Origin of the sequence: Achromobacter sp. ESBL13 (genome assembly GCF_036668755.1) — a bacterium.
Classification (GTDB): domain Bacteria; phylum Pseudomonadota; class Gammaproteobacteria; order Burkholderiales; family Burkholderiaceae_B; genus Achromobacter.
Window position 1 is genome coordinate 211,963 of record NZ_JAZEVT010000003.1, and the last position, 24,327, is coordinate 236,289.

Consider the following 24,327-nt stretch of genomic DNA (forward strand, 5'->3'; position numbering starts at 1 on the left):
TATATAACGACAGAATCGTGTAAGGAGGAACCCGGGCCGGGTAAACAGGAAATTCTATCATTCGATTCCGTTCCCGTTTGCCCGGCTTGCTTGCGGTGTGCCGCAAGGCGTCGGCTTGGACGGCCGGTCGGACAGGTCCCTCGGCCGCCGGGCCACGCCCTCCACCCCTGTTGTCAAAAACCAACATGGAAAACCGAACGAGCGCCGAAAACGCCATATCCAGCATTAATGCGCCTCTCCAGGGAAGCCAAAGGTGCCCAAATGCCTTAAGATTGTTTCCAGCACGCAGGAAACCCAGTAGCTAATCCTTTGAACCAGCTCTTGGCGTTGCTATACTGGCCCCGTTTTCCTGATATGCGGCGGGGGTTCGCTGCGAGTCACTTATCCAGCTTCAAGCTCAACGAGGAGAAACATGAACAAACCCTCCAAATTCGCTCTGGCGCTCGCCTTCGCCGCCGTCACGGCCTCTGGTGTAGCTTCCGCGCAAACCGTGGACAACTGGCGCAACCCGTTCGGTAACGTTTGGAAAAACGGTACGAACGAACTGTGCTGGCGCGATGCTTTCTGGACCCCTGCCACCGGTATCCCCGGTTGCGACGGTGTCCCGGTTGCACAACAGAAGGCGAAGCCGGCCCCGATGGCGGCAAAGGTCGTGTTCAATGCTGACACGTTCTTCGACTTCGACAAGTCGACCCTGAAGCCCGAAGGTCGTCAGCTGCTGGATCAAGTTGCCCAGCAAGCTCGCGGTATCGAGCTGGAAACCATCATTGCTGTTGGCCACACCGATTCGATCGGTACTGACGCCTACAACCAGAAGCTGTCCGAGCGCCGCGCCGCTTCGGTCAAGACCTACCTGGTCAGCAAGGGTATCGACCCCAACCGTATCTACACGGAAGGTAAGGGCGAGTCGAACCCGATCGCTTCCAACAAGACGAAAGAGGGCCGCGCCCAAAACCGTCGCGTTGAAATCGAAATCGTGGGTAGCCGCAAGTAATTGCCGGACTAGCTACAATAAGGGGCCTCGCATAGCGAGGCCCTTTTTTTCGTCCGTCATGCACCAGGTTGGTGCTATGGCGTGCGGCCTACCTCGCCCCGTGCGCGGCAGCCGCCCCTCTATATATATAGCGTCGCCTTTCGCTGGACCTTCCCATGACCACGCAAATTCACGACTCCGACCGCCCTGCCGTCAACGCCGACCAAGCCGAACTGGACAAGTTCAGCGCCCTGGCCAGCCGCTGGTGGGACCCCGAAAGCGAGTTCAAGCCGCTGCACGCCATCAACCCGCTACGGCTGGAGTGGATTCAGGAATGTGCGGGCAACCTGGCGGGCAGGAAGGTGCTGGACGTCGGATGCGGCGGAGGCATCCTGGCTGAAGCCATGGCGCGCTGCGGTGCGGAAGTCACCGGTATCGACCTGGCCGACAAGTCGCTTAAAGTGGCACGCTTGCACGGACTGGAATCGGGCGTAAAGGTGGAATACCGCAAGGTGCCCGTTGAAGAGCTGGCTGTCGAGCAGCCCGGCCAGTACGACGTGGTCACCTGCATGGAAATGCTGGAGCATGTGCCGGATCCGGCATCCATCGTGCGCGCCTGCTCGACGCTAGTGAAACCGGGCGGCTGGGTGTTCTTTTCGACACTGAACCGCAACGCCAAGGCCTTCCTCTTCGCTATCATTGGCGCCGAATATGTTCTGCGGCTGCTGCCGCGCGGCACGCACAGCTATGACCAGTTCATCAAGCCCAGCGAGCTGTCCGCGGCCGCTCGCGCCGCCCAACTGGAGCCGATCAGCATGCGGGGCATGGAATACAACCCGATTACGCAGATCTATTCGCTGTCGTCCGACACCTCGGTCAACTATCTGATGGCTACCCGCAAATGAGCGCCCTGATCCTGTTTGATTTCGACGGCACCCTGGCCGATACCGCCCCCGACCTGGCCGCCGCCGCCAACCAGCAACGTACGCGCCGCGGCCTGGAGCCCATGCCGTACGAAGCCTTGCGTCCGGTGGCGTCACAAGGCGCGCGTGGCCTGCTGCGCGTCGCACTGGACCTGGCACCCGGCGATCCGGATTACGAGCCGACACGTCTCCAGTTCCTGGAAGACTATGCGGCCAGCTCCACAGTGCACAGCAAGCTTTTCCCCGGAATCGAGCAATTGCTGGCGGACATTCGCGAACGCGGCCTGTCGTGGGGCATTGTCACCAATAAAGTGACGTATCTGACACTGCCCATCGTCGAATTTCTGGATTTGACCCGCGACAGCGCCGTGCTGGTCTGCGGCGACACCACCGCCCACGCCAAGCCACACCCGCTGCCGCTGCAACATGCGGCTCGGGAAGCCGGGTTTGCCACCGACCGCTGCGTCTATGTGGGTGACGACTTGCGCGACATCCAGGCGGCGCACGCCGCCGGCATGCCCGCCGTGGCAGCCGCCTACGGGTACGTGGGCGAAGACGACGACATCATCAGTTGGCAGGCCGAAACACGCGCCAACACCCCGGAAGAGCTCTGGGCCGCCATCCACCCGTTGCTGCCCAGCGACGTGCGCTGAAGCGAGGTGGCGGCGCGCTAGGGGTTCGCCGCCTCTCTTGATCGGGCTCCCGAATCAGCCTTTTTGGTTCAGCCTCTTCGGTTCAGCCTCTTCGGTTCAGCCTCTTCGGTTCAGCCTCTTCGGTTCAGCCTCTTCGGTTCAGCCTCTTCGGTTCAGCCTCTTCGGTTCAGCCTCTTCGGTTCAGCCGCTACTGTTCAGCCCCTACTGTTCAGCCCCTACTGTTCAGCCCCTACTGTTCAGCCTCTTCAGTTGAGCGCCTTTTGTTCAGCCCCTCTTCTCCGCCTCCCAAACGCGTCCCTCCTTGTGCGTCTCTTCCCTGTCGCCCTGTCGCCCCGCTCACGCCGACCATCATGAGCGTCCCATTCGGCCCAGGGCTGCGCACGCATTAGTTGACTCGCGCGAACAATCTTTCCGCCCGAGTCTGCTTTATCCGGATTTCGAACTCCCTTAAAGTGTGAACCATCCCCGGCGGTTGGGACCTTCCGATTGCCGATTCGGCCCTCGCTGGCGTGGGGGCAGCGCTTTCATCCGCCCCGCTTCCTTCACCGCACACGCCTAACCGCACACACCTTACCGCCGACGACATAACGCCGTTGTGCAGCGCGCCACGCAATTGCCGTCGCGCGGTTTTGACCTTTTCGATCACAACGCCCTGCCCCCGCGCGCCGCCATGTGGCATCGCGCCAGAGGAATGCCTATGCTTTTGCCCATCCTGCTACTTTCCGCCGCCGGTTTCACCATCCTCACTACCGAATTCCTGATCGTCGGCCTGTTGCCCGGCTTGGCCCGCGATCTGAATGTGACCGTTTCACAGGCTGGCCTGCTGGTCACGCTGTTTGCTTTCACGGTTGCCGCCACGGGCCCCTTGTTAACGGCCTTGATGGCCAACGTAGAACGCAAACGCCTGTTTATTGGCGTTCTGGCGTTGTTTGGCGTGTCAAACGCCGTGGCGGCCCTGGCGCCCAATATCTGGGTCATGGCCGTGGCCCGTTTCGTGCCTGCCTTGGCCTTGCCCGTATTCTGGTCGCTGGCCAGCGCCACCGCCGTTGAACTGGTGGGCCCGGCGCGCGCCGGGCGTGCTATATCGCTAGTCGCCTTCGGCATCGTGGCGGCCACCGTGTTCGGCATCCCGATTGGGGTGCTGATATCGGACGCGTTCGGTTGGCGTGCCGCGTTCTGGGTGCTGTCGGGCGTGGCGTTCGCCAAAGCCCTGCTGCTGTTGCTGACTTTTCCCAGCACCCGGATCCGCGCCGACAGCGTCAAGTTGGTGACACAGCTACGCATCCTGCGCGACCCGATCGTGCTGGGCCACGTGGTGCTGTCGCTGCTGGTGTTCACCGGCATGTTCACGGCCTACACCTATCTGGCAGATATGCTTGAACGACTGGCCGGATTCAACGGCCAGATCGTTGGCTGGACGATGATGGCTTTTGGCGCCGTGGGCCTGATCGGCAACACGCTGGGCGGCCGCATGGTCGACCGTAGCCCGCTGGGCGCAACGGCGCTGTTTTCGTCCATGATGGCGGCCGGGCTGGTGTTCGTCGCGCCGGTGATGCAATCGCACGGCTTGCTGGCGGTGGCGTTGGGGCTGTGGGGCATCGCCCAGGCGGCGCTGTTCATTGTGTGCCACGTCCGGCTGATGAAGGCGGCCCCGCAGGCGCCGGCCTTCGCCGCATCGCTGAACATCTCGGGCGCCAATATCGGTATCGGGCTGGGCGCCGTGGTGGGCGGCCATGTCATCGACAACTATGGGCTGGCATCGTTGGGCTGGGCCGCCGCGCTGATCGTGGCGATTTCCGTGGGTTTGGCGCTGGCGCTGATGGCGGCTTCACGCGGCCGCGCGCCCGCGGAACCTGCTTGCGCAAACGCCGTCTAAGGTCGGTAAGACGCGGGCCAGAACCCGCTGTCGCCCCCGCGCCACGCCTCGTTTGGCGGGCCGGTGGACAGTACAGCGGGCTATGGCATTTACCAGTACAATAGGAAGTTCTTGGGGCCGATCCGGATTCGACGTGGGTCGCGAAACAACTCAGGGCATGCCGAGCACCAGTTCGCTCGTTAAACCACTGGAAACACTACAAACGCCAACGACGAGCGTTTCGCTCTCGCCGCTTAAGCGGTGAGCCGCTGCACTGATCTGTCCTTGGGTCAGGCGGAGGAAGGCAACTTCCTAGGGGGGTAACCCTCGAACCGCAGCAGCGACATTCACAAGGAATCGGTCTGCGCTGGGGTCACACGGCTCAGATTTAAATTACGTGAATCGCTTTGGTCCGGCCTGTCGGTTGGCTAAGTCCAAAGTTAAAACTAAATAAATCGACTACGCATGTAGAACTGATTGCAGAGGGCTTGCGGACGGGGGTTCAATTCCCCCCGGCTCCACCAAATACCCTTGATGCCGGTTTTCCTGATTTTCGGCATTTTGATTTTCAGGATTAACGTTTTAGCCGAAAGGCTCATTACTGACCGGCACTGACCGCTAGACGCAAAAAGCCGCTCGACATATCGTCGAGCGGCTTTTTCTTTTCGGATCTCCGAAACCGTTTTCCCAATCAACCCGCTGCCTTCGTCGCTAAATGGCGGTCCAGCGCGGCACGGGCCCGCTGGGCATACGCGGGGTCCGCGCGTTCCTCCAGAATCTGCCCAAGGTGATGGAGCTGGCCTTCGGTAATGCCCACATTCATGCTGATGCGCATGTGCGCCTGTAACTGCGGTTCGGCGCCAGGCAGTGCCGACAGCATTCCTACCGTGGCCAGTTCCCGGCTTTGCCAATCGAGATTGTCGCGCTCAAAAATATCGCCGAACAGATGCGCACGCAGGTATTCGTTGGCGACGGGTGCGAAGTCGAACAGCGGCCCCGCCACCTCCCCGCCCGATAGTTTGGTTTGATTGGCAGTGCCTGCCGCGAGCAAAGCGTCGCCTTTCGGGATGGGGCGGCTGGGTTCGCTGCCGGGCGCGTCATCAATGCCGCGCTGCTTGCGCGCCTGTTGCACTTTCATCAATTCGCCCAGGGCGTTCAAGCTGCGCGGGAACCCGGCGTACGCGTAGAGTTGCACCAGCACTTCCTTGATATCGCTAAGCGTCATGCCGGCGTCCAAGCCTTGGTTCAAAGCGGCGTTCAGCTTGCTAAGATCGCCGGCGGCGGCAAATGCCGCGATCGGCATAATCGCTTGTTGACGCATAGACAGCGTCTGGTCGGTGATTGGGGACGTGGTTTGGGCGGCGGGCATGGGTTGGGACTCCTGTTGATTCGCGGTGGACGGGGCGGTCGGGGTGGGTGGGGCGGCCTGCGCAGCGTGGACGCCCGCGCAAACCAGGCTCAGGCTCAACGCCAATACGCGGCCATAACCCCACGTAGCGGCGTATTTAGCGCGCGTTATATTGTTCATCGCTGACTTTTTCCATCCAGGTCACGTTCTTGCCTTGCGCCGTGCCGGTGACCGCAAGGTGCGTCATCGCGGTGTTGGGGGCGGCGCCGTGCCAGTGCTTGACGTCGGGCGGGCACCAGACCACGTCGCCTGGGCGTATCTCCTGCACGGGGCCGCCCCATTCCTGAGTAAGTCCCACGCCCGACACCACGACCAGGCGCTGGCCCGCGGGGTGCGTATGCCAGGCGGAACGTGAACCGGGCTCGAAGGTGACCAAGCCCCCCGACGCGTTGATGTGCGTATCGGCCGGCCAGACCGGATCCACCCGCACGGGTCCGGTGAAGTAATCCTCGGGTCCGGCCATCGAAGGCTGACTGCCCGCGCGCGTTAGCTGTTGCCTGCCTGTAGCCGGCTTCGAATCGAGCGCTTGAGCGGGGCCCGCGACGCCCGCAGCGCCCGAGGAGCCCGTGTGCAGCGCCGCCAGGCAGATGGCTGTTTTACAAAGCGTGTTCATGGATCGGTCCTGTTCTGTAAGGGAATGGCAGCGCAATGCCGTTGCGCCGCTGGCTTTTTCACACTGTATGATCCGAACCATTAGCTGAGAAGACAGCAAAGTGCGCACACACTGGTGTAAGCCACTCACCAATGACCAAAGAAAACCTGAACGACCTGCAAGCTTTCGTGGCCGTGGCGCGCGAACGCAGCTTTACCCGGGCCGCCGCGCAGCTGGGCGTGTCGCGCTCTGCACTCAGCCATGCCATGCTTGCCCTGGAAGCGCGCCTGGGCGTGCGTTTATTGACGCGCACCACGCGCAGTGTTTCCACCACGGAGGCGGGCAACCGGCTGCTGAACGTGCTGGCTCCCAGGCTTAGCGAGATCGAGCAAGAGCTGGCATCGCTGAACGCCATGCGCGACAAGCCTGCCGGCTCCGTACGCATCACCGCGCACGACCACGCCATCGCCACGGTGCTTTGGCCGCGGTTGGCTCCCTTGCTGAAGCAATATCCCGACATCCAGATTGAGTTCAGCGTGGATTACGCGTTCACGGATATTGCCGCGCATCGTTTTGACGCGGGCGTGCGCGTGGGCAACCGCGTGGACAAGGACATGATCGCGGTCCGCATCGCACCCGAACTGCGCATGGCGGTGGCGGGATCTCCGGAATATCTGGCGGGCAGGCCGTTGCCGATCACCCCGCAAGACCTGACCGAGCATCGCTGCGTGAACCTGCGCCTTCCCACCCATGGCGGCTTGTATGCCTGGGATTTCGAAAAGAATGGGCAGGCCTTGAACGTCCGCGTCGATGGCCAAACCGTGTTCAACAACACCTTCCTGATGCTGCAAGCGGCGTTGGACGGCCTGGGCCTGGCGTATGTTCCGTTCGACTTGATACAGCCACATATCGACAGCGGCCGCCTGCTCCCGGTGCTTGAGGATTGGTGGCCCCGTTTTCCCGGCTACCACCTTTATTACGCCAGCCGACGCCACATCTCGCCAGCGCTGGCGCTGGTGATCGAAGCGCTGCGGTATCGGCCCGACGACGCGCCGCGTTAACACCGGACGTGCAGCGAACCCTTCCAAGCCAACTCGTGGAGTTGGCTTTTTTGCATCTTGACAACGCCTCACGACACGGCGCGGTGCTTGTCCCCCTGTAGCGCCGAATATGGCGGTTACTGACATAATCCGTCACATATTACGAATATTTTCAAGACATAATGGACGCCACCACGCTCTGGGGAGGGTCATCTTGTGATGAAAGTCCTATCCATCTTCGGGACCCGTCCTGAAGCCATCAAGATGGCGCCGCTGGTCACCGCGCTTGGCAAAGAGCCGCAGATACAGAGCGTGGTGTGCGTGACCGGCCAGCACCGCGAGATGTTGGACCAGGTACTGGCGCTGTTTGACCTGCGCGCCCAGCACGACCTGGACGTCATGGTGCCCAATCAAACACTGAACGGCCTGTATGCGCGGCTGATTTCAAGCGTTGACAAGGTGCTGGACGGGGAACAGCCCGACTGCGTACTTGTGCACGGGGACACCAGCACCGCGTCGGCGTGTGCGCTGGCATCTTTCCACCGGCGCGTGCGCATCGGCCACGTTGAAGCCGGTTTGCGCACCGGCAACCTGGCCATGCCGTTTCCTGAAGAAATGAACCGGCGCGTCGTCGACGCGGTGGGTGACTGGCTGTTCGCGCCCACGGCGCAATCGCGCGGCAACCTGATGCGCGAAAACCTTGCCGGACAAATCACCGTGACCGGCAATACCGTCATTGATGCCCTGGCGATGACCTGCGCCAAGCTGGACCCCGCAGGGCCCCTCGCGCAAGGACTGGAAGCGCGCTACGACTGGCTCGACCCCACGCGGCGCCTGCTGCTGGTCACCGGCCATCGGCGCGAGAGTTTTGGCGGCGGCTTCAAGAACATCTGCGCGGCGTTGGCGGAACTGGCGCGCCGCGATGATTTGCAGATTGTGTACCCCGTGCATCTGAATCCGCAGGTGCGCAATGTGGTCATGACGGACCTGGCCGGGCTGTCCCATGTGCATCTGATTGATCCGCTGGATTACCTGGACTTCGTGTGGTTCATGCAGCGCGCCCATCTCATCCTGACGGATTCGGGCGGCGTGCAGGAAGAAGCGCCTTATCTGGGCAAGCCCGTTTTGGTGATGCGCGACGTGACCGAGCGCCCCGAAGCCGTCGAAGCCGGCACGGTGGCCCTGGTGGGCACCGACACGCGGCGCATCGTTACCCAGGTGAACCGGCTGCTGGACGACACCGACCAGCACGCCTCATTCTCGCGTCGCATCAACCCCTATGGCGACGGCCGCGCCAGCCAGCGCATCGTGGACGCGCTATGCGGGCGCGCAGTTTCCGAGTTCGATCCGTACCGCGACGCCAATGCGCCCTTGCCCTGATGTCACGGCCCTGCCCCTGACCAGTAGCCCTTATCAATCGCTCGTGATCACTTGTCCCGAGCCATTGCGCTAATTCGCCCCGACCTTATTCGCGACGCATTCCGCCCCGGAGCCCCCAATGCACCCCAGCGCCCTGCCCGTTCCCGTTGCCCGAGTCCTTTGCCGTGCCTTGATGATGGCGGGGTTGGTCCTGCCGCTAAGCAGCTTGGCCAGCCCCGCCGGCGATGCGTTGCGGCGCTTGCAGGGCGATGGATGGATCACGCGCGACACCACCTTGCTTGACCTGGGCGTCAAGGACCCCGTCGTCCTCAGCAACAGCGACGCGCGCCAGGAGTTCTATCTGCCCGTGCCGCGCGGCGTGCCGATCTCGGACGCCACGCTGACGTTCGATGCCAGATATGCCAAGGGAGAAGCCGGCCGGACCACCATGGTGCTATGGCTGGATGGCGTGCCGCAAACGGCGGAGCGCGTCGCCGATGGAGACGGGTCCATGACTCGCAGCCTGAACGTCGAGAGCCGCAACCGGGAATCCGGCTTCTTGCGGCTGGGCGTGGACTGGCAATCAGAGATCGCGCTGCGCCGCTGCGAAAGCAACCGCGCCACCGCCAATGCGCTGATCATTTCACCGCAAACGCACCTGCGCTATCGCTACGATGCCTCGGCCATCGGCAACCTGGACGACGCCTGGGCCACGCTGCCCGGCAGGCCCGTGCTGATGGTGTCGGGCACCAAGCTGGACCAGCAGGCCTTCGATAGCGCCTGGCGGCTGGGCGTGGCCTTGGAACGGTCGGGCAAGCGCGTCGCGGTCCGCGCGTTCCCGTCGGTGGGCGACGAGATCGATACGCGCGGCCTGCAAGCGCCGGCCGGGCTGGAACAGCTTGCGGCCATTGCCGCCGTTGCCAACAAGCCCGCGCACAAACTGGCCAGCCCAGCAGAAATCGGCGCCCTGCTGGTGATGGGCGCCCCCGCCGTCAGCGGCGATGTGGTGATTGCCGACGCCGCGCTGCGGGGCCGCTATAACGAAGCACTGGATGCGCTGGCCGCGCAGCTTGCCGGTGACGCCGACGCGGCCGCCGCCTTCAAAGCCTGGCGCCAGGCCCGCATGCCGCTGGCCGGCGCCGACCTGCCCTCGCGCGATATCCGCTTGCTGCCGCTGGGCCGGCAGGCCGTCATTGCGGTGGCGGCCGACGCGGGCGCGCAAGCGGCGGGCGCTTTTGACAGTGCATGGCGTCGCATCCTGGTCACGCGGCAGGTCAACATCAAAACGGCCACATCGCCGCAGGCCGCCGACGACGGTGCCGTGCGCCTGACCACGCTGGGCGGATCAGCGACCAGCTTCGACGTCGTGGCGCGTGGCGACTGGACCACCACTTTCCCGCTGTCCACCGTGTCCTCGGACGGCTTGATGCCCGATGAATTGGTGCTGGACCTGGCGGCGGCCCCCGGCGCATCGTCCACGCGCCCCGTGGCATCGGTGTTCTGGAATGGCATCTTGCTGGCGGCCCGGCAAATGGATGCCGACGGCAAACCCGAGCGCCTGACGGCCCGCGTGCCTGGCTATGCCTTGGGCGTGACCAATGCGCTGCGCGTCCAGTTCCAGCGCCAGCCCGTGTCGGTGGACTGCAACGAGATTGCCCAGGGTTACCCGGTAAACGTGCTGCCCACCAGCTACATCAAGCCCGGCAAACCGCAGCCCGACGGCACCTTTGTCGGGCTGTTGCCGCTGCTGGCCGGCAACCCGCAACTGATCATTCCGGACGGCTATCTGGCCGACGCGCCAGACAACATCAAGCGGGTGATCGGCATCGCCTCGGCCAGCGGCGTGTCGGCCACGCGCGCGGAATTGTCGGTAGCGCCGGCAGGCCAGCCGTTCAAGCCGGCACGCCCGTTCCTGGCCATGGAAGTGCCGGTGGACGGCGCCAAGCCCATGGTTCAGGTCACCGACCGCAAGCAACTGAAGGTGGATGGCCGCAACGCAACGTGGCTGGACCTCTCCGGGCTGGACCACCTGAGCACCGCCGAAGTCGTGCGCGGCAATGGCCAGGATGGCGTGCTTTGGCACACCGTGGGCCAACACCCGGGCATGCTGGACGCGCCTTTCGTGCTGAATCGGGGCAACGTGGCCGTGGTCGGCGCCAACGGGCCGATTGCGTGGATAGACAGCGCCAACCCGGAAGCCAGCAACCCCGCAAGCCCCGGCGGCAGCGCGTTCTTCGAATGGCGCCGCTACATCGCCTGGAGCGTGCCGGCAATCAGCGTCGCGTTGCTTGTGCTGATCCTGATCCTGATCGTGGCGCGACGCGTGGGCCGCAAGAAGAACCGGGGCAACCCGTAAGGCCGACACCGCCATGTCTTCGCTTTATTGGCCCTACTTCATCGCGGACTATTACCGCGGGCTGGAAGTGGTGACCGCCGTGGTGGGGGTCATCATCCTGCTGTCCAGCCTGGATGATCTGTTCATCGACGCCTGGTTCTGGCTGCGCGAACTGCGGCGTTCGCTGACCGTCAAGCGACGCTACACCGCGCTGTCGGCCGAGGAGTTGCGGGCCAAGCCCGAACAGCCGCTGGCCATCATGGTGCCGGCCTGGCTGGAGTACGACGTGATCTCGTCGATGCTTGAAACCATGGTGTCCACGCTGGAATACAAGGACTACATGATCTTTGCGGGCACCTACCAGAACGACCAGCGCACCATCGACGAAGTAGAGCGGATGCGGCGGCGCTATCGCAAGCTGATCCGCGTGGAAGTGCCGCATGACGGGCCCACCTGCAAGGCGGATTGCCTGAACTGGATCGTCCAGGCCATCTTCGCGCAGAACGCCAAGCAGCCCGTGCCGTTTGCCGGCGTCATCCTGCACGACAGCGAAGACGTGCTGCACCCGCTGGAACTGAAGTACTACAACTATCTGCTGCCACGCATCGACTTCATCCAGCTGCCGGTCACGTCGCTGGAGCGTCACTGGCACGAGCTGGTGGCCGGCACCTACATGGATGAATTCGCCGAATGGCACACCAAGGACCTGGTGGTGCGCGAAAGCTTGTCGAAGATGGTGCCGTCCGCCGGCGTGGGCACCTGCTTTTCCCGACGCGCGCTAGAGGAACTGGCGGCCGAAACCAACAACCAGCCGTTCAATACCGACACGCTGACGGAAGACTACGACATCGGGGCGCGGTTGGCGCAGCGCGGCATGAAGCAGATCTTCGGCAAATTCGAAGTGGAATACGTCACGCGCCGCCGCTCCTGGTTCGGCCTGGGGCCTGAAAAAGTTTCCACGATCCGCATGCCGCTGGGCGTGCGCGAGTATTTTCCGAACACGTTTCGCACCGCGTACCGGCAAAAGGCGCGCTGGACGCTGGGCATCGGTTTGCAAGGCTGGCAACAGGTGGGCTGGACCGGGTCCCTGGCCAATCGGTACCTGCTGTTCCGTGACCGCAAGGGCCTGGTGACGTCGTTTATCGCCATCCTGGCCTACGTGTTGCTGGCGAACTTCTTCGTGTTCTTCCTGGCCGATAAATTCGGATGGTGGAAGGTGTATTACCCCTCGTATTTCCGGCCCGGCGGGTGGTTGGTGATACTGATGTGGGCTAACGCCGTGGCGCTGCTGCTGCGCGTTGTGCAGCGCGCGTACTTTGTCGGGCGCATGTATGGCTGGGAACACGCGGTGCTGTCGATTCCCCGCATGATCGTGGGCAACTTCATCAACGCCATGGCCGCGGCGCGGGCGTGGCGTTTGTTCATCGCCCACCTGGTCACGGGCAAGCGGCTGGCATGGGACAAGACCATGCACGACTTTCCCAGCACGGACCAGTTGTCGCAGCAACGCCAGCGGCTGGGCGAACTGTTGTTGTCGTGGCAGGCCATCGATCAGGACACGCTGGCGCGCGCCCTTGAAATCCAGGCGCGCGATAAAAAACCGTTGGGACAGATCCTGACCGAGCAAGGCTGGTTGGACGAAGGCACGCTAAGCGAAGCCATCGACTTTCAACAATCAGGACAGGCGACCACACCGCCGCATTCCAAAGACAAACCCGCGCCGACATGACACCGTTGACCCGCTCGCTGATTCTGTCCGCCGCGCTGGCCGGCATGGGGGCTGCCCCACCGGCCAGCGCGCAAAGCGCCGCGCCGACCACCGCGAAAACAGAAGCGCCGCTGGAAGGCGCCGCATTTCGGTTCGCTGAAGAGGCTTACAAGAATTTTGATGCCGGCCACTATGAACTGGCCGCGCGGCAGGCCGCATCGGCCATTGTGCTGCGCCCGGACGTGGAACGCTTGCACCTGCTGCGAATCTACGCGCTGCAAAAGCAAGGCAAGCTGAAAGAAGCCGACCAGGCCGCCGCCGACGCCATCAAGGAAGGCATCGACACGCCCGCGTTACGCCAGGCCCGCGCCAATCTGCGCCCGGCACCGCCACCCGCGACCGCTTCCGCGCCGGCGCCTGCGCCTTCACCGGCGCCCGGCACCGCCGCCGCTCCCGGATCCGCATCGGCCCCTGCATCGGCCGCCCCATCGGCCCCTGCATCGCCTGCCGCATCGCCCCCCGCCTCGGCCTACCGTCGCGGCTATCCCATCGCCACCCGCGCCTACGCCGACTACAAGCGCGGTGACTATGCCGCCGCCGCAAGCGGCGCCGAGCGCGCATTTCGCATCGACCCCAAGCAAGGTGCGTGGGCCATGCTGTGGCTGGACGCATTGGAAGCGCAGAACCAATACGCCCAGGCCGACGCCGCCATCGACCGCGCGATTGCGCTGGGCGCTCCGAACAAAAAAGACCTGGCTGCTCGGCGCCAGACCATGGCCTCGCGCATGGCCGCCAAACAGGCTGATGCGGCCTACCAGGCGCTAAGTGACAACCGCGCGGATGATGCCGTGCCGTTGGCACGCCAGGCCGTGTCGGCGTCACCCGACACCGCCGGCTATCGCATGCTGCTGATTACCGCGCTGATGCAAAGCGACCGCCTGGCAGAAGCCGAGGCCGCCGCCACCGACGCTATCAACGCCACGGCCGGCGCCGACGGCACCAGAGCCACCGGCGGCACCGGCGACAGCAACGCCCCCGCCCGCGCGGACGCCACCCCCGCCACCAGCGCGCGCAGCGGCAACACCACGGCACGGGTCATGCGCGGCTATCTGCGCCAGCGCCAAGGCAAGACCGATCTGGCGAATGCAGACTTTGACGCCGCGTTGAAGCAAAGACAATTAACCGAAGCCCAGCGCCGCAGCATCCGGCTGCTGGCCGCCGACGCCGCATTGGCCGGCGGCGAAAATGCCCGCGCGCTGGCCCTGATGACGCCACTGGGCAGCCAGGACAGCGCCGCCGACGTAAGAATCAAGCGCGCCCGTTCCCGGCCCGCCGTGCCCGCCACGCTGACATTGGCCAATTACCCCGCGCCCGTCCCGGACTGCCGCAACACGCCGCCCGGCGCCTATTGCGACCTGCTGCCGTCCGACGCGGTGGGCAGCGGCGGCCCCGCTGCACGGGCCTACGCCGCCTATGCGCGCGAAGCCTATGCCGAGGCCATCGCCCAGGCCCGCCTGGCCGTCGAGCAAGACCCGGCCAACCAGGAATACCAGCGGCTGTTGACCACCACGCTTGCAGCCGGCAAAGGCGCGCAGCTGGCCGAAGCCCACCAACGCATGACCGACGCGCTGGTGGCGCAGCCCGACGACCCCACGCTGCTGATGCAGCGCGGCTATCTGCGCCAACGCACGAAGCAGCCGGCCCTGGCATTGCAAGACTTCCAGGCCGCGCGCGCCACCGGCAAGGCGCCGCCCACCGTAATCCTGGACGAAGGCTATGCGCGCGCCGGCGCGGGCGACAAGCGTGGCGCGGTGGCTGATTTGCAGCAGGCTATCGACGAAGCCGATGCCGGCAAACTGGAACTGACGCCGCAGCAGCGCTTTGACACGCGCAGCGGCGTTGCGGAGTTGTCGCGCGAATGGGGCGGCTATGTGTCCGCCGGCTATCGCGGCGCGCGGCCGGCGTCCTCCGGGCTGGGCGGCGCGGCAATCACGGTGCCCGGTGACGCCATCTTCAGCACGGCCGAAATCTTCTGGCGCCCGGCCGACTTTCTGAACTCGGCCACGCAGACCTTCGAGTTGTATGGCCGCTTTTCCAACACCTTGTATGACAAAGGCGGCAAGACTACCGGCCAGACCGTCGCCGACCCTTGCGGAGGCAGCATCGATGTCGCGGAGACCCGCAACGAAGGCATCGCGGGCTTGCCCACGACGGTCGGGTCGCTGGGCATGCGCTTCACGCCGTCCACCGAGGTAGGCCTGACGTTCGGCATCGAACGCCAGTTCAACCTGGGCACCGCCACGCGCCAGGGCACGTTCAGCCCCGCGCCGGCCGCCCTGCGCTGCGCGCTGAATCAGACGAATCAATCGCCCCACTACCAGACCACGGCGGACAACGGCGCGTGGCTGGCGTACATCACCTATGGCTTGTACGAAGGCACGAACCTGCGCATCGACCGCCCCGACTGGTTCACGATGGAAGGCTATTTGCAGGGCGGCTATTCCTGGCAGGACATGCCCGCAAAATACTGGCTGCGCGACAACGCCACGGGGAAAGACAGCGACAAGGTCTCGGGCCGCATGAAACGCGACCAGGCGTTTGGCGCCGGTGAATTGCGCGTGGGTCGCAGCTATCGGATGGATGCCCTCAGCGACCGGCTGGTGTTCTTTCCGTATGCCGTGGTGGGCGCCGACTGGCTGTGGAACAAGAACCGCGCCTCCTTCAACCTCCAAGGCGAGTCGTTTTCCGTGGATCAACAAGGCAATGGCTCGTCATGGTCGCTAGGCGCGGGCCCCGGCTTCAACGTGCGTTACTGGTTCCGTGAAGACCATTACAACGCGCCGCGATCCTATCTGGACCTGACCACGCAGTACCGTTTCAACATCGGCGGCGGCGCGGCCGACCGGGCGCGCGGGCTGTTCATCAACCTGACGCTGTCGTACTAGACGCGCGCGTCCAGCCACGCGCGCATCAGCGCCCGCGCCTCGGGCGTGTTGTCGATGACCCAGGGGTCAATCGCAAACGCCACCACCCGCTTGGCGCCATAGCCGCGCGCGACTTCCCACTGTTGCTTGACGCGATCGAAGTCGGCCGAGCGCGCCTTGAAGGTCGAGCCATCGGTACTGCCCGAGGGCAGTTCTTCAAACAACTCCAGAACCAGGTCGAACGATGCGCGGCGCGCCAGCAGCATGTCGTGCAGCGGCGCCAGCGCCTGGTAGTTGGCCAGGCCAGACACGCCCACGCCGTCCTGGATCATGGGATGAATCGCCACCTGGTCCAGGATGGCGCTCCACAGGTTCATCAAGGAACCGTCGGTGGGCAGGCGGGAATGATAGGTGGAAATACAGGGCGGGCGCCCCCGGCTGGTGTCCTGCGCCGCGCGCGACAAGGCATCCAGCCACGGCATCAGCAACGCTTGCCGCGCGGCAGAGGCCCAGTTGTATTGTTCCAGCTCGTAGGGCAGGTACCACCCACGAAACGACTTGCGCTTGGGCCAGGGCGCGGCCTGCATGTACGCCACGCCGCGCGTGCGGGTGTGGTCCAAGTAAGCTGCCAATGCCCGCGGGTTGGCGTTGCCCAGCATCTCCCACCAGCGTTGGTCGTAAGGCAGCCCCACATGCACGCCCAGACCCTGGTGCTCGGCCTCGTCGAAGATCATGCGCAGCGTGGCATCGGACGCCATCCAGTCGTCAGGGCGTCCGCCTTCCAGGCCGACCCATTGCAGGAAGATCTCGCGGCATCCCAGGCGCCGATAGGCCGAGAGGCGCACGCGCCAGTCTTCAGGCGTCAAATCCAGATGGCTGCGCCACAGTTGCAAAAACGTGGCGTTCAAGGACAGGGGCGGTGCACAGGCAGCCAAGGGCGCCAGCGCGCCCACGGCCAGCGCCTGCAACAGGCGCCGGCGGGTGGGAGAGGAAAGCGGTTGACGTATCAGGGGTAAGCCCGTCCCGCCGGGTCAGCCCCGATTGCCGAACATGCCGGACAACGAGGCCAGCAGATCGGTCGGGTTGAAATCCTGGCCAGGCTGGACCTCGCCTTGCGGCGTGGCCTTGTCCACCAGTTGCGGCAACAGCGACGACAGCGAGCCCAGCACCGAATCGGTGTCCTGCCCGGTCTTGGCGGCCAGTTCGTTGACGACACCCGGGTCCAGCACGGCGCCCAGCTGGTCGGGACTGACGGGCAGGTTCTGCCCCGTGCCTACCCAAGACGCCACGATTTCGCTCAAGCCGCCCTTCTGAAAGCTGGCGATCAGGCCGGTAAGACCGCCCGGGTATTTGTTCAGTTGTTCGATCAGCGCCGGCAGCAGCGATGCCGAGCCTCCTTGCTGACCGCCGCCGGCCATCGAGGCCAAGGTATCCAACAAGCTCATCGCAGTGCTCCTGAAAAGTGGGAAAACCAGTATAGGGCCGCGACCGGCACCCGGCATGTCAAGGCGGTTACCCAGGGTCGGTTCTTTGCAAAACTTGTAAATCTGGCCGCGGAATGCGGCCGCTTATCCGGCCCTGGGTGGCTTCAACGCGGCGGGGTGGGCGCCTGGGATGCCTGGGATGCCCGCAGCGCCCGCAGCGCCTTCAGGCCCGCACGCCCGTCGGCGGGCAGACCCAGTTCGCGCTGGGCGGCTTGCAAGGCTTGGCGCGTGCGCGTGCCCACCATCCCATCGGGTTCGCCCACGTCATAGCCTTTGGCGATCAGCAAGCGTTGCAATTCGCGGCGTTCCGCCCGCGACAGGCCCGGGTCGTCGGTGGGCCAGGCTTGTATCAGCGGGCCGCCGCCGCGCAGGCGGTCCGACAGGTGGGCGATGGCCAGGGCATAGCTTTCCGCCGCGTTGTACGAATACAGCGCATCGAAATTGCGAGTCACCAGAAACGCGGGGCCTTTCCTGCCCGCGGGCAGCAGCAGGCCGACCGGCGTATCGCCCGGAGGCAGCGCCTGCCCGTCCGCGCGGGTCACACCTTGTTTAGCCCAAGCGGACATCGCGCGCTTGTTCTTGCGCCCCGCCCCGGCCGCGTCCAGCGCGGCGGGCAGACGGACTTCATAACCCCAGACCAATTCCGGATTCCAGCCGGCGCGTTTCAGGAAGTTGGCGGTTGAGGCCAGTGCGTCGGGCACGCTGTCGACCAGGTCGCGGCGGCCATCGCCATCAAAATCCACCGCCAACCGCAGATAGGTGGAGGGCATGAACTGCGTTTGGCCAAAGGCGCCGGCCCACGAACCCACCAGCCGCTCTGGCGCGATGTGTTCGTCCTGAATGATTTTCAGCGTCGAAAAAAATTCGCCTCGGAAGTAGGCTTGCCGCCGGCCGAAGCAGGACAGCGTCGACAGGGACGTCAATAGCGGCCGGCCGCCCAGGGTGCGCCCAAAGTTGCTTTCCACGCCCCACACGGCGGCAATCGTGGCCGGGTCGACCTGGTAGCGCACCGCCGCGCGGGCCAGGTCGGCCTGCCAGCGCGCCATGCCCGCCTGCCCGTCCGCCACGCGCTCGTCATCGACCAGGCCCGCCATGTAGTCCCAGATGGGCGTCTTGAATTCGGGCTGCGCGTCCAGCAGCTCAATGACGGCCATGTCGGGCGACAAGCCTTTCGTATGGGTGTCGAAGGTGGCGGCGGACACGCCCGCTTTCTGCGCGGGGCCGCGCAGCTGCGACAGGCAGGCGGCGTAAGGGTCGGCCGCGTGGGCGCCGAAAGCAGGCAGTGCAAGCGCCGCGCAGCAAAGCGCCCGGGCCAGGGCCGGTCTTGTCGATAGGGGCATTTTCATGTTCAACGTTCCTGCGATGTCGGGGCCTGCGCATCGCCTTGCAGGCGGCGGGTCCAATCTTCCACCTGTCCGGCCTGGGCGCGCTTTTCGAACAGCGCCCGCCAGTTCGGCGACAGTTCGGGCAGCGCGACCAGGGCGTGCAGCACGTCCGCGTCCAGCACGCGCCGGTTCAGCACGTCTTGCACGCGGGCAAGCGTCCATTGTGCATGCGGGCGTTCGGATAGCGTCAGCGTGTCGCCCGCGCACAGCCAGCCCTCTTGCAGCACGCGGTAATACCAGCCCGTCATGCCGCTGGCCTGCACGCGGGCTGCCATGCCGCGCCGGGCAAATCGGTGATCCAGTTTCCAGCACGGCTGGCGTGCTTGCGATACCTGGATCAAGGCGGTGCCGGCGCGAAACACATCGCCCACGCAGACGTCGGCTTCGGTCATGCCGTGGGTGGATATGTTCTCGCCGAATGCGCCCGGCGCCTGCAATACCGCGCGTTCGCCCAGCTCGGCCTGCCAGGCGGGATAGTGCTCGCGGGCGTAATGATGCAGCGCCTTTTCCGGGCCGCCATGAAAACGGCGGTCGGCTTGTTCGTCGCCGCGCAGGCCTTCGGCGCCCACCCACAGGCGCTGGGAAACGGGGTGTTTGTCGATACCGCTATCGCGGCCGGAATCGCCCAGCGGACGCACGGTGCCGGTCAGCAACGCATCAATGCTTATCGGTTTCATTGGGTGTTCGGTACCGGCTGGTTGGCCTGCAACGCGGCCAGCTCGGCGTCGTCGAACCCCGCCGCGCGGCGCGCTTCCAGGTTGAACGGGCCGCGCAACCTGGGGGCGTCATAACGCTGCGCCAGGTCGGCGTAGCAGGCCACGGGTTCCTGGCCCGATTGTGCGCATAGCTGCTTGAACCAATGGTTGCCAATGGCGACATGGCCGATCTCGTCGCGCAGGATGATGTCGACGATGGCCGCGCTGGGCGCGTCTCCTGCCCCGGCCAGCTTGTTGCGGATCATGGGCGAGGCGTCCAGCCCGCGCGCCTCCAGCGTGCGCGGCACCAGCGCCAGGCGCGCAAGCAGGTCGCCCCGCGTGCGCTCGGCCATGTCCCACAGGCCGTTGTGCGCGGGGAAGTCGCCATAGGCGTAACCCAGCGCCGCCAACCGCTGACGCAACAGATCGAAGTGATAGGCCTCTTCGCGCGCTACGCGCAGCCAATCGCGATAGAACGCTTCGGGCATGCCGGCAAAACGCCACAGAATATCCAGCGCCAGATTGACGGCGTTGAATTCAATATGAGCCAGTGCGTGCAGCAGCGCGGCGCGGCCCTCGACCGTGGCCATGGACCGATGCTTGACCTGCGCGGGCGGCACCAATTCGGGGTGTTCCGGCCGGCCGGGCAAGCCGTGCGGCGCGACGAATACGCGGGTGCGGTCCAGCGGCGCGCGATCGGCGATATTGCGCACGGCCGCCAGTTTTTCCGGCCATGTCTTGGCGGCGAGCGCGGCCAAGGCCTGCCCCCGCAAGCATTGCGCGATCGGCGCGGCATCTGCCGCGGCGATGGTGTTGCTGTCCATGGTGTTTCCAATCCCAGGCGGCCCGTGCCGCCGCAATCCCTGAAAAAGCCCACGGTTTCAAACCCGCGCGCTGGCGAAGACTTTATCATTCACGAATGGATTCCCTGCGCTTGACCATTGAAACCGACCTGTCCCGCATCGACGCCCATGCCTGGGATGCGCTGGCCGGTGATCAACCCTTTCTGCGGCACGCGTTTCTGTGCGCGCTGCATGAAACGGGATGCGCGGCGCCGGCCTCGGGCTGGGCGCCGCATTATCTGGCGCTGTGGCGCGACGGAGCGCTGGCCGCCGCCACGCCGCTTTACCTGAAGTCGCACTCGCGTGGCGAATACGTGTTCGACTACGCCTGGGCCGACGCCTTCCAACGCCACGGCATGCGCTATTACCCGAAGCTGCTGTCTGCCATTCCGTTCACGCCTGTCACGGGGCCGCGCCTCTTGGCCACCAATGACGAAGACCGGGCCACGCTGGTGCGCGGGCTGGTCGCCTTTGCCGAGGAAATCAAGGTGTCGTCGCTACACCTGCTGTTTCCGGCGGACGCCGACATGCACGTGCTGCGCGAGGCCGGCTTCATGATCCGGGAAAGCGTGCAGTTTCATTGGACCAACCCGGGTTACGCGGATTTTGACGCGTTCCTGGCGCTGATGAGCCACGACAAGCGCAAGAAGATCCGCCAGGACCGCAAGAAGGTCGCCGCCGCCGGCTTGTCTTTCCGCTGGTTGCGCGGCGGCGACATTACCCCCGCCGACCTCGGTTTTTTCTACGACTGTTATTGCCGCACGTATTTCAACCATGGCAATCCGCCCTATCTGAACCGGGATTTCTTTGAACGCGCGCATCGGGAACAGCCGGAAGCGTTTGTATTGATCCTGGCCGAACGCGATGGCGTGCGGGTGGCGGCAGCGCTGAATCTGGTGGGCGGCGACGTGCTGTATGGGCGCTATTGGGGCGCCACTGAATACGTGCCGGGCCTGCATTTCGAGACCTGCTATATGCAGTCGATTGCGTATTGCATTGCGCATGGCATCCGCCGTTTCGAAGGCGGCGCGCAAGGCGAACACAAGATGGCGCGCGGCTTGTTGCCGACGCCGACATGGTCGGCGCACTGGGTGGCGCACCCGGGCTTTGCCGAGGCGATCCAGAATTTCCTGGACGAGGAAACCTCGGCGGTCACCGACTATCTGGGCGAGCTGGAATCGCACACGCCGTTCAAGGGCAGCGCCCAGCGGTAGCCGCGCTGTGCGGCGTCCCTACAGAAACCGGTCCAGCAGCTTGCGGCTGTGCTTGTCCAGCGCCAGGATGTCGCGCACCAGATAGAAGATGCCGTGGCTGTCGGCAATCAGCAGCGTCTGCGGGCTGAGCCGGCGGATGTCTTCCTCGCCGCGCAGCGTGAAAGAGGTGGGGCCGCGATCCGTTTCAACATTCCAGGTACTGGGCGTGGCAAACGTCGACACGCTGGCCAGCTTGCGGATTTCGGGCATGAATTCACGCCCGGCAAGCTCTTCTTCAATCAGCGCCCGTTGCGGGGCCGGCACGTCGGACAGGTGTTCGATCCACAGCAGTTCGTGGCCGTCGCTGGTCACCAGCGACAGGCCGCGTCCCGCTTCGCTGATGGGGAAGGCGCGCACGGGGATGACGCCTTCGTGCGTCTCGCCGTCGGCGGATTGATATTCCAGACGCCCAAAGGCATTGCGGCGCAGCTGAAAGGTCGGCAACGTCATGAAGATAATCCCGGTTCGGCGTCAGGCCACGGCGGCCATGTCTTCGCTGCCCGACGCCTGCGCGTCGGCTTCGGCCTGGCGCGCTTGCGCCTGGTAGAGGCGATAGTAGGCGCCCTCGCGGGCCATCAATTCTTCGTGCGGGCCTTGCTCGACGATCTGGCCACGGTCCAGCACGACCAGCCGGTCGGCTTTGCGCAGCGTGCTCAACCGGTGCGCGATGGCAATCGTGGTGCGACCACGCACCAGGTTGTCCAATGCCTTCTGGATTTCCTTTTCGGTGGTGGTGTCCACCGACGACGTGGCTTCGTCCAGGATCAGGATGCGCGGATCGATGAGCAACGCGCGCGCAATCGAGATGCGCTGGCGTTCACCGCCCGACAGGGCCTGGCCCCGCTCGCCCACCAGCGAGTCATAGCCGTGCGGCAGGCGCAGGATGAATTCATGCGCATGGGCCGCACGAGCGGCTGCGACGATTTCGTCGCGGGTGGCGTCAGGCTTGCCGTAGGCAATATTCTCGGCAATGGTGCCGAAGAACAGGAAGGGCTCTTGCAGCACCAACCCGATGTTGCGCCGATAGTCGGTCACGCGCACCGAGCGGATGTCGATGCCGTCCACCAGCACCGCGCCTTCGGACACGTCGTAGAAACGGCAGATCAGGTTGATCAACGTGCTCTTGCCCGAGCCGCTGTGACCGACCAGCCCAATCATTTCGCCCGGGGCGATGGTCAGGTTCAGCCCGCGTATCACCTGGCGGTTGCCGTAGCGGAAGCCCACGTCGCGCAATTCGATGCGGCCGTTGATGTGCGGCAGCGTGGCCGGCTTTTGCGGTTCGGGCACGCTGGACACATGGTCCAGCACGTCAAAAATGCGCTTGGCGCCGGCAGCCGCCTTTTGCGTCACCGACACAATGCGGCTCATGGAATCCAGGCGCAGATAAAAGCGCCCGATATACGCCAGGAACGCAGCCAGCACGCCTACCGTGATCTGCTTTTGCGACACCTGCCAGATACCGAATATCCACACCACCAGCAGCCCCACTTCCGTCAACAGCGTGACGGTGGGTGAAAACAGCGACCACGTGGTGTTGACGCGGTCATTCACTTCCAGGTTGCGATTATTGGCTTCGCGAAAACGCGCGACTTCGCGCTTTTCCTGTGCGAATGCCTTGACCACGCGAATGCCGGGAATGGTGTCGGCCAGCACGTTCGTGATTTCGGACCAGATGCGGTCGACCTTTTCAAAACCGTGGCGCAGGCGGTCGCGCACGGCGTGAATCATCCAGATGATGAACGGCAGCGGCACCAGCGTCACCAAGGCCAGCCACGGGTTGATCGACACCAGGATCACCGCCGTCATCACGATCATCAGGATGTCGGTGGCGAAGTCCAGCAGGTGCAAAGACAGGAACACGCAAATGCGGTCGGTCTCGCTACCGATGCGTGAAATCAGGTCGCCCGTGCGCTTGCCGCCAAAGTACTCCAGCGACAACTGCTGCAAATGTTCATAAGTGGTGGTGCGCAGGTCAGCGCCGATACGCTCGCTGACCCAGGCCAGGATGTAGGTGCGAGCCCATCCCAGCCCCCAGGCTAGAAAGGCGGATGCCAGCAAGCCGCTGAGATACAGGCGCACCTTGCTGTAGTCGATGGGCGCGCCGTTCTGGAACGGAATCAACACATCGTCCATCAGCGGCATGGTCAGGTAAGGCGGCACCAAGGTGGCGGCCGTGCCCAGCAACGTCAGCACGAAACCGACCAGCAAGTGGCCGCGATACGGCCGCGCGAAGCGCCAAAGCCGCAACAACGCCCACGTGGACGACGGCGCCGCCTGTTCCTGGTTGCAGGTGGGGCATTCTTCCTCGCCGGCGGGAATAACGTTATTACAGACGGTGCAATTGCGTTCCTGCGGCGCTTCTTCGGCTTGGCCCGAGAGCCGGATCGCCTGCTGCGATTCAAACTGCGCCAACAGGCGCAGCGCGGCCGGGTTGCGGGCCAGCGTGAAACGCCAGATGGCCAGACGCGCCGTATTGTCGTGCAATTCCAGCACGGCGGCGCCGGCGTGGTCCGTCAGATTAAGCGTTAATTGCGGCCCGTAGGCCCACGAATCCCAGCCGTTATCGGCGGAATTTCGGGCTAGAAGGCGCCGATCCGTCGCGGCGACCAGCCCTGGCTGGAACTTCAGCCGCTGGTCCAGGTCTATTTCAACCCAGGCCAGCAAGGTTTCGCCATCCGCTAATTCAGCGCGGATTTCATCCCGCCAGCGGGCAGGAAAGGCATCGGCAAGGCCGGAAAGCAGGTGTGGTTTTTTCATTGGAACGCATACCGGGCCAGGACTCTGCCCTACTAGGCGGCAACCGGTTTACCACCTACGGCGGCAAACGTGTCCCTTCCTTACAACACAACGAGTTCACGCCTTGAAGGCGTCGTATAGTAGCAGCCGATTTTTCTAATT

Annotated in this window: 19 protein-coding genes and 1 other RNA gene; 11 read left to right on the top strand and 9 right to left on the bottom strand. The window is 64.5% G+C overall.

The window, feature by feature from the left end; all coding sequences use genetic code 11:
* Positions 1-412: 412 nt before the first annotated feature.
* The 5 genes from ompA to ssrA all read left to right on the top strand — a co-directional run bounded on the left by ompA (position 413) and on the right by ssrA (position 4,928).
* Positions 413-994 (top strand): outer membrane protein OmpA, encoded by a 582-nt coding sequence (gene ompA, locus V6F88_RS15220; protein WP_006225153.1) that lies wholly within the window; start codon positions 413-415, stop codon positions 992-994.
* Between the two features lie 155 nt (positions 995-1,149).
* Positions 1,150-1,878, top strand: a complete 729-nt coding sequence (gene ubiG, locus V6F88_RS15225; protein ID WP_332610507.1) for a bifunctional 2-polyprenyl-6-hydroxyphenol methylase/3-demethylubiquinol 3-O-methyltransferase UbiG — start codon at positions 1,150-1,152, stop codon at positions 1,876-1,878.
* A complete protein-coding gene (locus tag V6F88_RS15230) occupies positions 1,875-2,549 on the top strand; it encodes an HAD-IA family hydrolase (RefSeq protein ID WP_332610509.1) in 675 nt (224 codons plus the stop codon). Before ubiG ends, V6F88_RS15230 begins: the two co-directional genes overlap by 4 nt.
* A 697-nt stretch (positions 2,550-3,246) precedes the next feature.
* Positions 3,247-4,425, top strand: a complete 1,179-nt coding sequence (locus tag V6F88_RS15235) for an MFS transporter (RefSeq protein ID WP_332610510.1) — start codon at positions 3,247-3,249, stop codon at positions 4,423-4,425.
* Between the two features lie 113 nt (positions 4,426-4,538).
* Positions 4,539-4,928, top strand: a transfer-messenger RNA (tmRNA) gene (gene ssrA, locus V6F88_RS15240).
* A 167-nt stretch (positions 4,929-5,095) separates the two neighbouring features.
* On the opposite strand, the gene V6F88_RS15245 is transcribed toward ssrA, so the two are convergent.
* Positions 5,096-5,773, bottom strand: a complete 678-nt coding sequence (locus tag V6F88_RS15245) for a carboxymuconolactone decarboxylase family protein (RefSeq protein ID WP_332610512.1) — start codon at positions 5,771-5,773, stop codon at positions 5,096-5,098.
* A gap of 136 nt (positions 5,774-5,909) precedes the next feature.
* On the bottom strand, positions 5,910-6,425 hold the full coding sequence (locus V6F88_RS15250; protein WP_332610514.1) for a (R)-mandelonitrile lyase: 516 nt from the start codon (positions 6,423-6,425) through the stop codon (positions 5,910-5,912).
* Positions 6,426-6,556: 131 nt separating this feature from the next.
* On the opposite strand from V6F88_RS15250, the gene V6F88_RS15255 reads away from it, so the two are divergent.
* The 5 genes from V6F88_RS15255 to V6F88_RS15275 all read left to right on the top strand — a co-directional run bounded on the left by V6F88_RS15255 (position 6,557) and on the right by V6F88_RS15275 (position 15,791).
* Positions 6,557-7,465, top strand: coding sequence for a LysR family transcriptional regulator (locus V6F88_RS15255; protein WP_332610516.1), 909 nt, complete (start codon positions 6,557-6,559; stop codon positions 7,463-7,465).
* A gap of 198 nt (positions 7,466-7,663) precedes the next feature.
* Positions 7,664-8,824 carry a non-hydrolyzing UDP-N-acetylglucosamine 2-epimerase gene (wecB, locus tag V6F88_RS15260; protein ID WP_332610518.1) on the top strand — a complete coding sequence of 387 codons (1,161 nt, stop codon included), beginning with the start codon at positions 7,664-7,666 and terminating at the stop codon, positions 8,822-8,824.
* A gap of 118 nt (positions 8,825-8,942) precedes the next feature.
* On the top strand, positions 8,943-11,159 hold the full coding sequence (locus V6F88_RS15265) for a hypothetical protein (protein ID WP_332610520.1): 2,217 nt from the start codon (positions 8,943-8,945) through the stop codon (positions 11,157-11,159).
* A gap of 13 nt (positions 11,160-11,172) precedes the next feature.
* Positions 11,173-12,867, top strand: a complete 1,695-nt coding sequence (locus V6F88_RS15270; protein ID WP_332610522.1) for a glycosyl transferase family protein — start codon at positions 11,173-11,175, stop codon at positions 12,865-12,867.
* Entirely contained in the window at positions 12,864-15,791 is a 2,928-nt protein-coding gene (locus V6F88_RS15275) for an NfrA family protein (RefSeq protein WP_332610524.1), read from the top strand. Before V6F88_RS15270 ends, V6F88_RS15275 begins: the two co-directional genes overlap by 4 nt.
* On the opposite strand, the gene V6F88_RS15280 is transcribed toward V6F88_RS15275, so the two are convergent.
* From V6F88_RS15280 to V6F88_RS15300, 5 genes are all read right to left on the bottom strand, one after another.
* Positions 15,788-16,738, bottom strand: coding sequence for a DUF4434 domain-containing protein (locus tag V6F88_RS15280; RefSeq protein ID WP_332610526.1), 951 nt, complete (start codon positions 16,736-16,738; stop codon positions 15,788-15,790). The two genes, V6F88_RS15275 and V6F88_RS15280, sit on opposite strands and share 4 nt — an antisense overlap.
* A 63-nt stretch (positions 16,739-16,801) precedes the next feature.
* Positions 16,802-17,215 carry a YidB family protein gene (locus tag V6F88_RS15285; RefSeq protein WP_104143120.1) on the bottom strand — a complete coding sequence of 138 codons (414 nt, stop codon included), beginning with the start codon at positions 17,213-17,215 and terminating at the stop codon, positions 16,802-16,804.
* Positions 17,216-17,358: 143 nt separating this feature from the next.
* On the bottom strand, positions 17,359-18,600 hold the full coding sequence (locus V6F88_RS15290) for a lytic murein transglycosylase (protein ID WP_332610527.1): 1,242 nt from the start codon (positions 18,598-18,600) through the stop codon (positions 17,359-17,361).
* A gap of 2 nt (positions 18,601-18,602) precedes the next feature.
* Positions 18,603-19,316 carry an MOSC domain-containing protein gene (locus tag V6F88_RS15295; protein ID WP_332610529.1) on the bottom strand — a complete coding sequence of 238 codons (714 nt, stop codon included), beginning with the start codon at positions 19,314-19,316 and terminating at the stop codon, positions 18,603-18,605.
* Positions 19,313-20,158 carry a ferritin-like domain-containing protein gene (locus V6F88_RS15300; RefSeq protein ID WP_332610531.1) on the bottom strand — a complete coding sequence of 282 codons (846 nt, stop codon included), beginning with the start codon at positions 20,156-20,158 and terminating at the stop codon, positions 19,313-19,315. The genes V6F88_RS15295 and V6F88_RS15300 overlap by 4 nt, the downstream gene beginning before the upstream one ends.
* Before the next feature lie 95 nt (positions 20,159-20,253).
* On the opposite strand from V6F88_RS15300, the gene V6F88_RS15305 reads away from it, so the two are divergent.
* On the top strand, positions 20,254-21,390 hold the full coding sequence (locus V6F88_RS15305; RefSeq protein ID WP_332610532.1) for a GNAT family N-acetyltransferase: 1,137 nt from the start codon (positions 20,254-20,256) through the stop codon (positions 21,388-21,390).
* An 18-nt stretch (positions 21,391-21,408) separates the two neighbouring features.
* Here V6F88_RS15305 and V6F88_RS15310 read toward each other — a convergent pair whose 3' ends face one another.
* Positions 21,409-21,879: a cyanophycin metabolism-associated DUF1854 family protein gene (locus V6F88_RS15310; protein WP_332610533.1), complete on the bottom strand. Its 471-nt coding sequence runs from the start codon at positions 21,877-21,879 to the stop codon at positions 21,409-21,411.
* Positions 21,880-21,900: 21 nt separating this feature from the next.
* Positions 21,901-24,186, bottom strand: a complete 2,286-nt coding sequence (locus tag V6F88_RS15315; protein ID WP_332610534.1) for a cyanophycin metabolism-associated ABC transporter — start codon at positions 24,184-24,186, stop codon at positions 21,901-21,903.
* Between the last annotated feature and the right edge of the window lie 141 nt (positions 24,187-24,327).

What these genes read in the sequence shown, in the direction of transcription:
- V6F88_RS15250 (WP_332610514.1), bottom strand. Translation starts at nt 6,425, where the DNA reads ATGAACACGCTTTGTAAAACAGCCATCTGCCTGGCGGCGCTGCACACG.
- V6F88_RS15315 (WP_332610534.1), bottom strand. Translation starts at nt 24,186, where the DNA reads ATGAAAAAACCACACCTGCTTTCCGGCCTTGCCGATGCCTTTCCTGCC.
- V6F88_RS15295 (WP_332610529.1), bottom strand. Translation starts at nt 19,316, where the DNA reads ATGAAACCGATAAGCATTGATGCGTTGCTGACCGGCACCGTGCGTCCG.
- V6F88_RS15290 (WP_332610527.1), bottom strand. Translation starts at nt 18,600, where the DNA reads ATGAAAATGCCCCTATCGACAAGACCGGCCCTGGCCCGGGCGCTTTGC.
- V6F88_RS15275 (WP_332610524.1), top strand. Translation starts at nt 12,864, where the DNA reads ATGACACCGTTGACCCGCTCGCTGATTCTGTCCGCCGCGCTGGCCGGC.
- V6F88_RS15310 (WP_332610533.1), bottom strand. Translation starts at nt 21,879, where the DNA reads ATGACGTTGCCGACCTTTCAGCTGCGCCGCAATGCCTTTGGGCGTCTG.
- ubiG (WP_332610507.1), top strand. Translation starts at nt 1,150, where the DNA reads ATGACCACGCAAATTCACGACTCCGACCGCCCTGCCGTCAACGCCGAC.
- V6F88_RS15255 (WP_332610516.1), top strand. Translation starts at nt 6,557, where the DNA reads ATGACCAAAGAAAACCTGAACGACCTGCAAGCTTTCGTGGCCGTGGCG.
- V6F88_RS15285 (WP_104143120.1), bottom strand. Translation starts at nt 17,215, where the DNA reads ATGAGCTTGTTGGATACCTTGGCCTCGATGGCCGGCGGCGGTCAGCAA.
- V6F88_RS15305 (WP_332610532.1), top strand. Translation starts at nt 20,254, where the DNA reads ATGGATTCCCTGCGCTTGACCATTGAAACCGACCTGTCCCGCATCGAC.
- V6F88_RS15235 (WP_332610510.1), top strand. Translation starts at nt 3,247, where the DNA reads ATGCTTTTGCCCATCCTGCTACTTTCCGCCGCCGGTTTCACCATCCTC.
- ompA (WP_006225153.1), top strand. Translation starts at nt 413, where the DNA reads ATGAACAAACCCTCCAAATTCGCTCTGGCGCTCGCCTTCGCCGCCGTC.
- V6F88_RS15265 (WP_332610520.1), top strand. Translation starts at nt 8,943, where the DNA reads ATGCACCCCAGCGCCCTGCCCGTTCCCGTTGCCCGAGTCCTTTGCCGT.
- V6F88_RS15230 (WP_332610509.1), top strand. Translation starts at nt 1,875, where the DNA reads ATGAGCGCCCTGATCCTGTTTGATTTCGACGGCACCCTGGCCGATACC.
- wecB (WP_332610518.1), top strand. Translation starts at nt 7,664, where the DNA reads ATGAAAGTCCTATCCATCTTCGGGACCCGTCCTGAAGCCATCAAGATG.
- V6F88_RS15300 (WP_332610531.1), bottom strand. Translation starts at nt 20,158, where the DNA reads ATGGACAGCAACACCATCGCCGCGGCAGATGCCGCGCCGATCGCGCAA.
- V6F88_RS15245 (WP_332610512.1), bottom strand. Translation starts at nt 5,773, where the DNA reads ATGCCCGCCGCCCAAACCACGTCCCCAATCACCGACCAGACGCTGTCT.
- V6F88_RS15270 (WP_332610522.1), top strand. Translation starts at nt 11,173, where the DNA reads ATGTCTTCGCTTTATTGGCCCTACTTCATCGCGGACTATTACCGCGGG.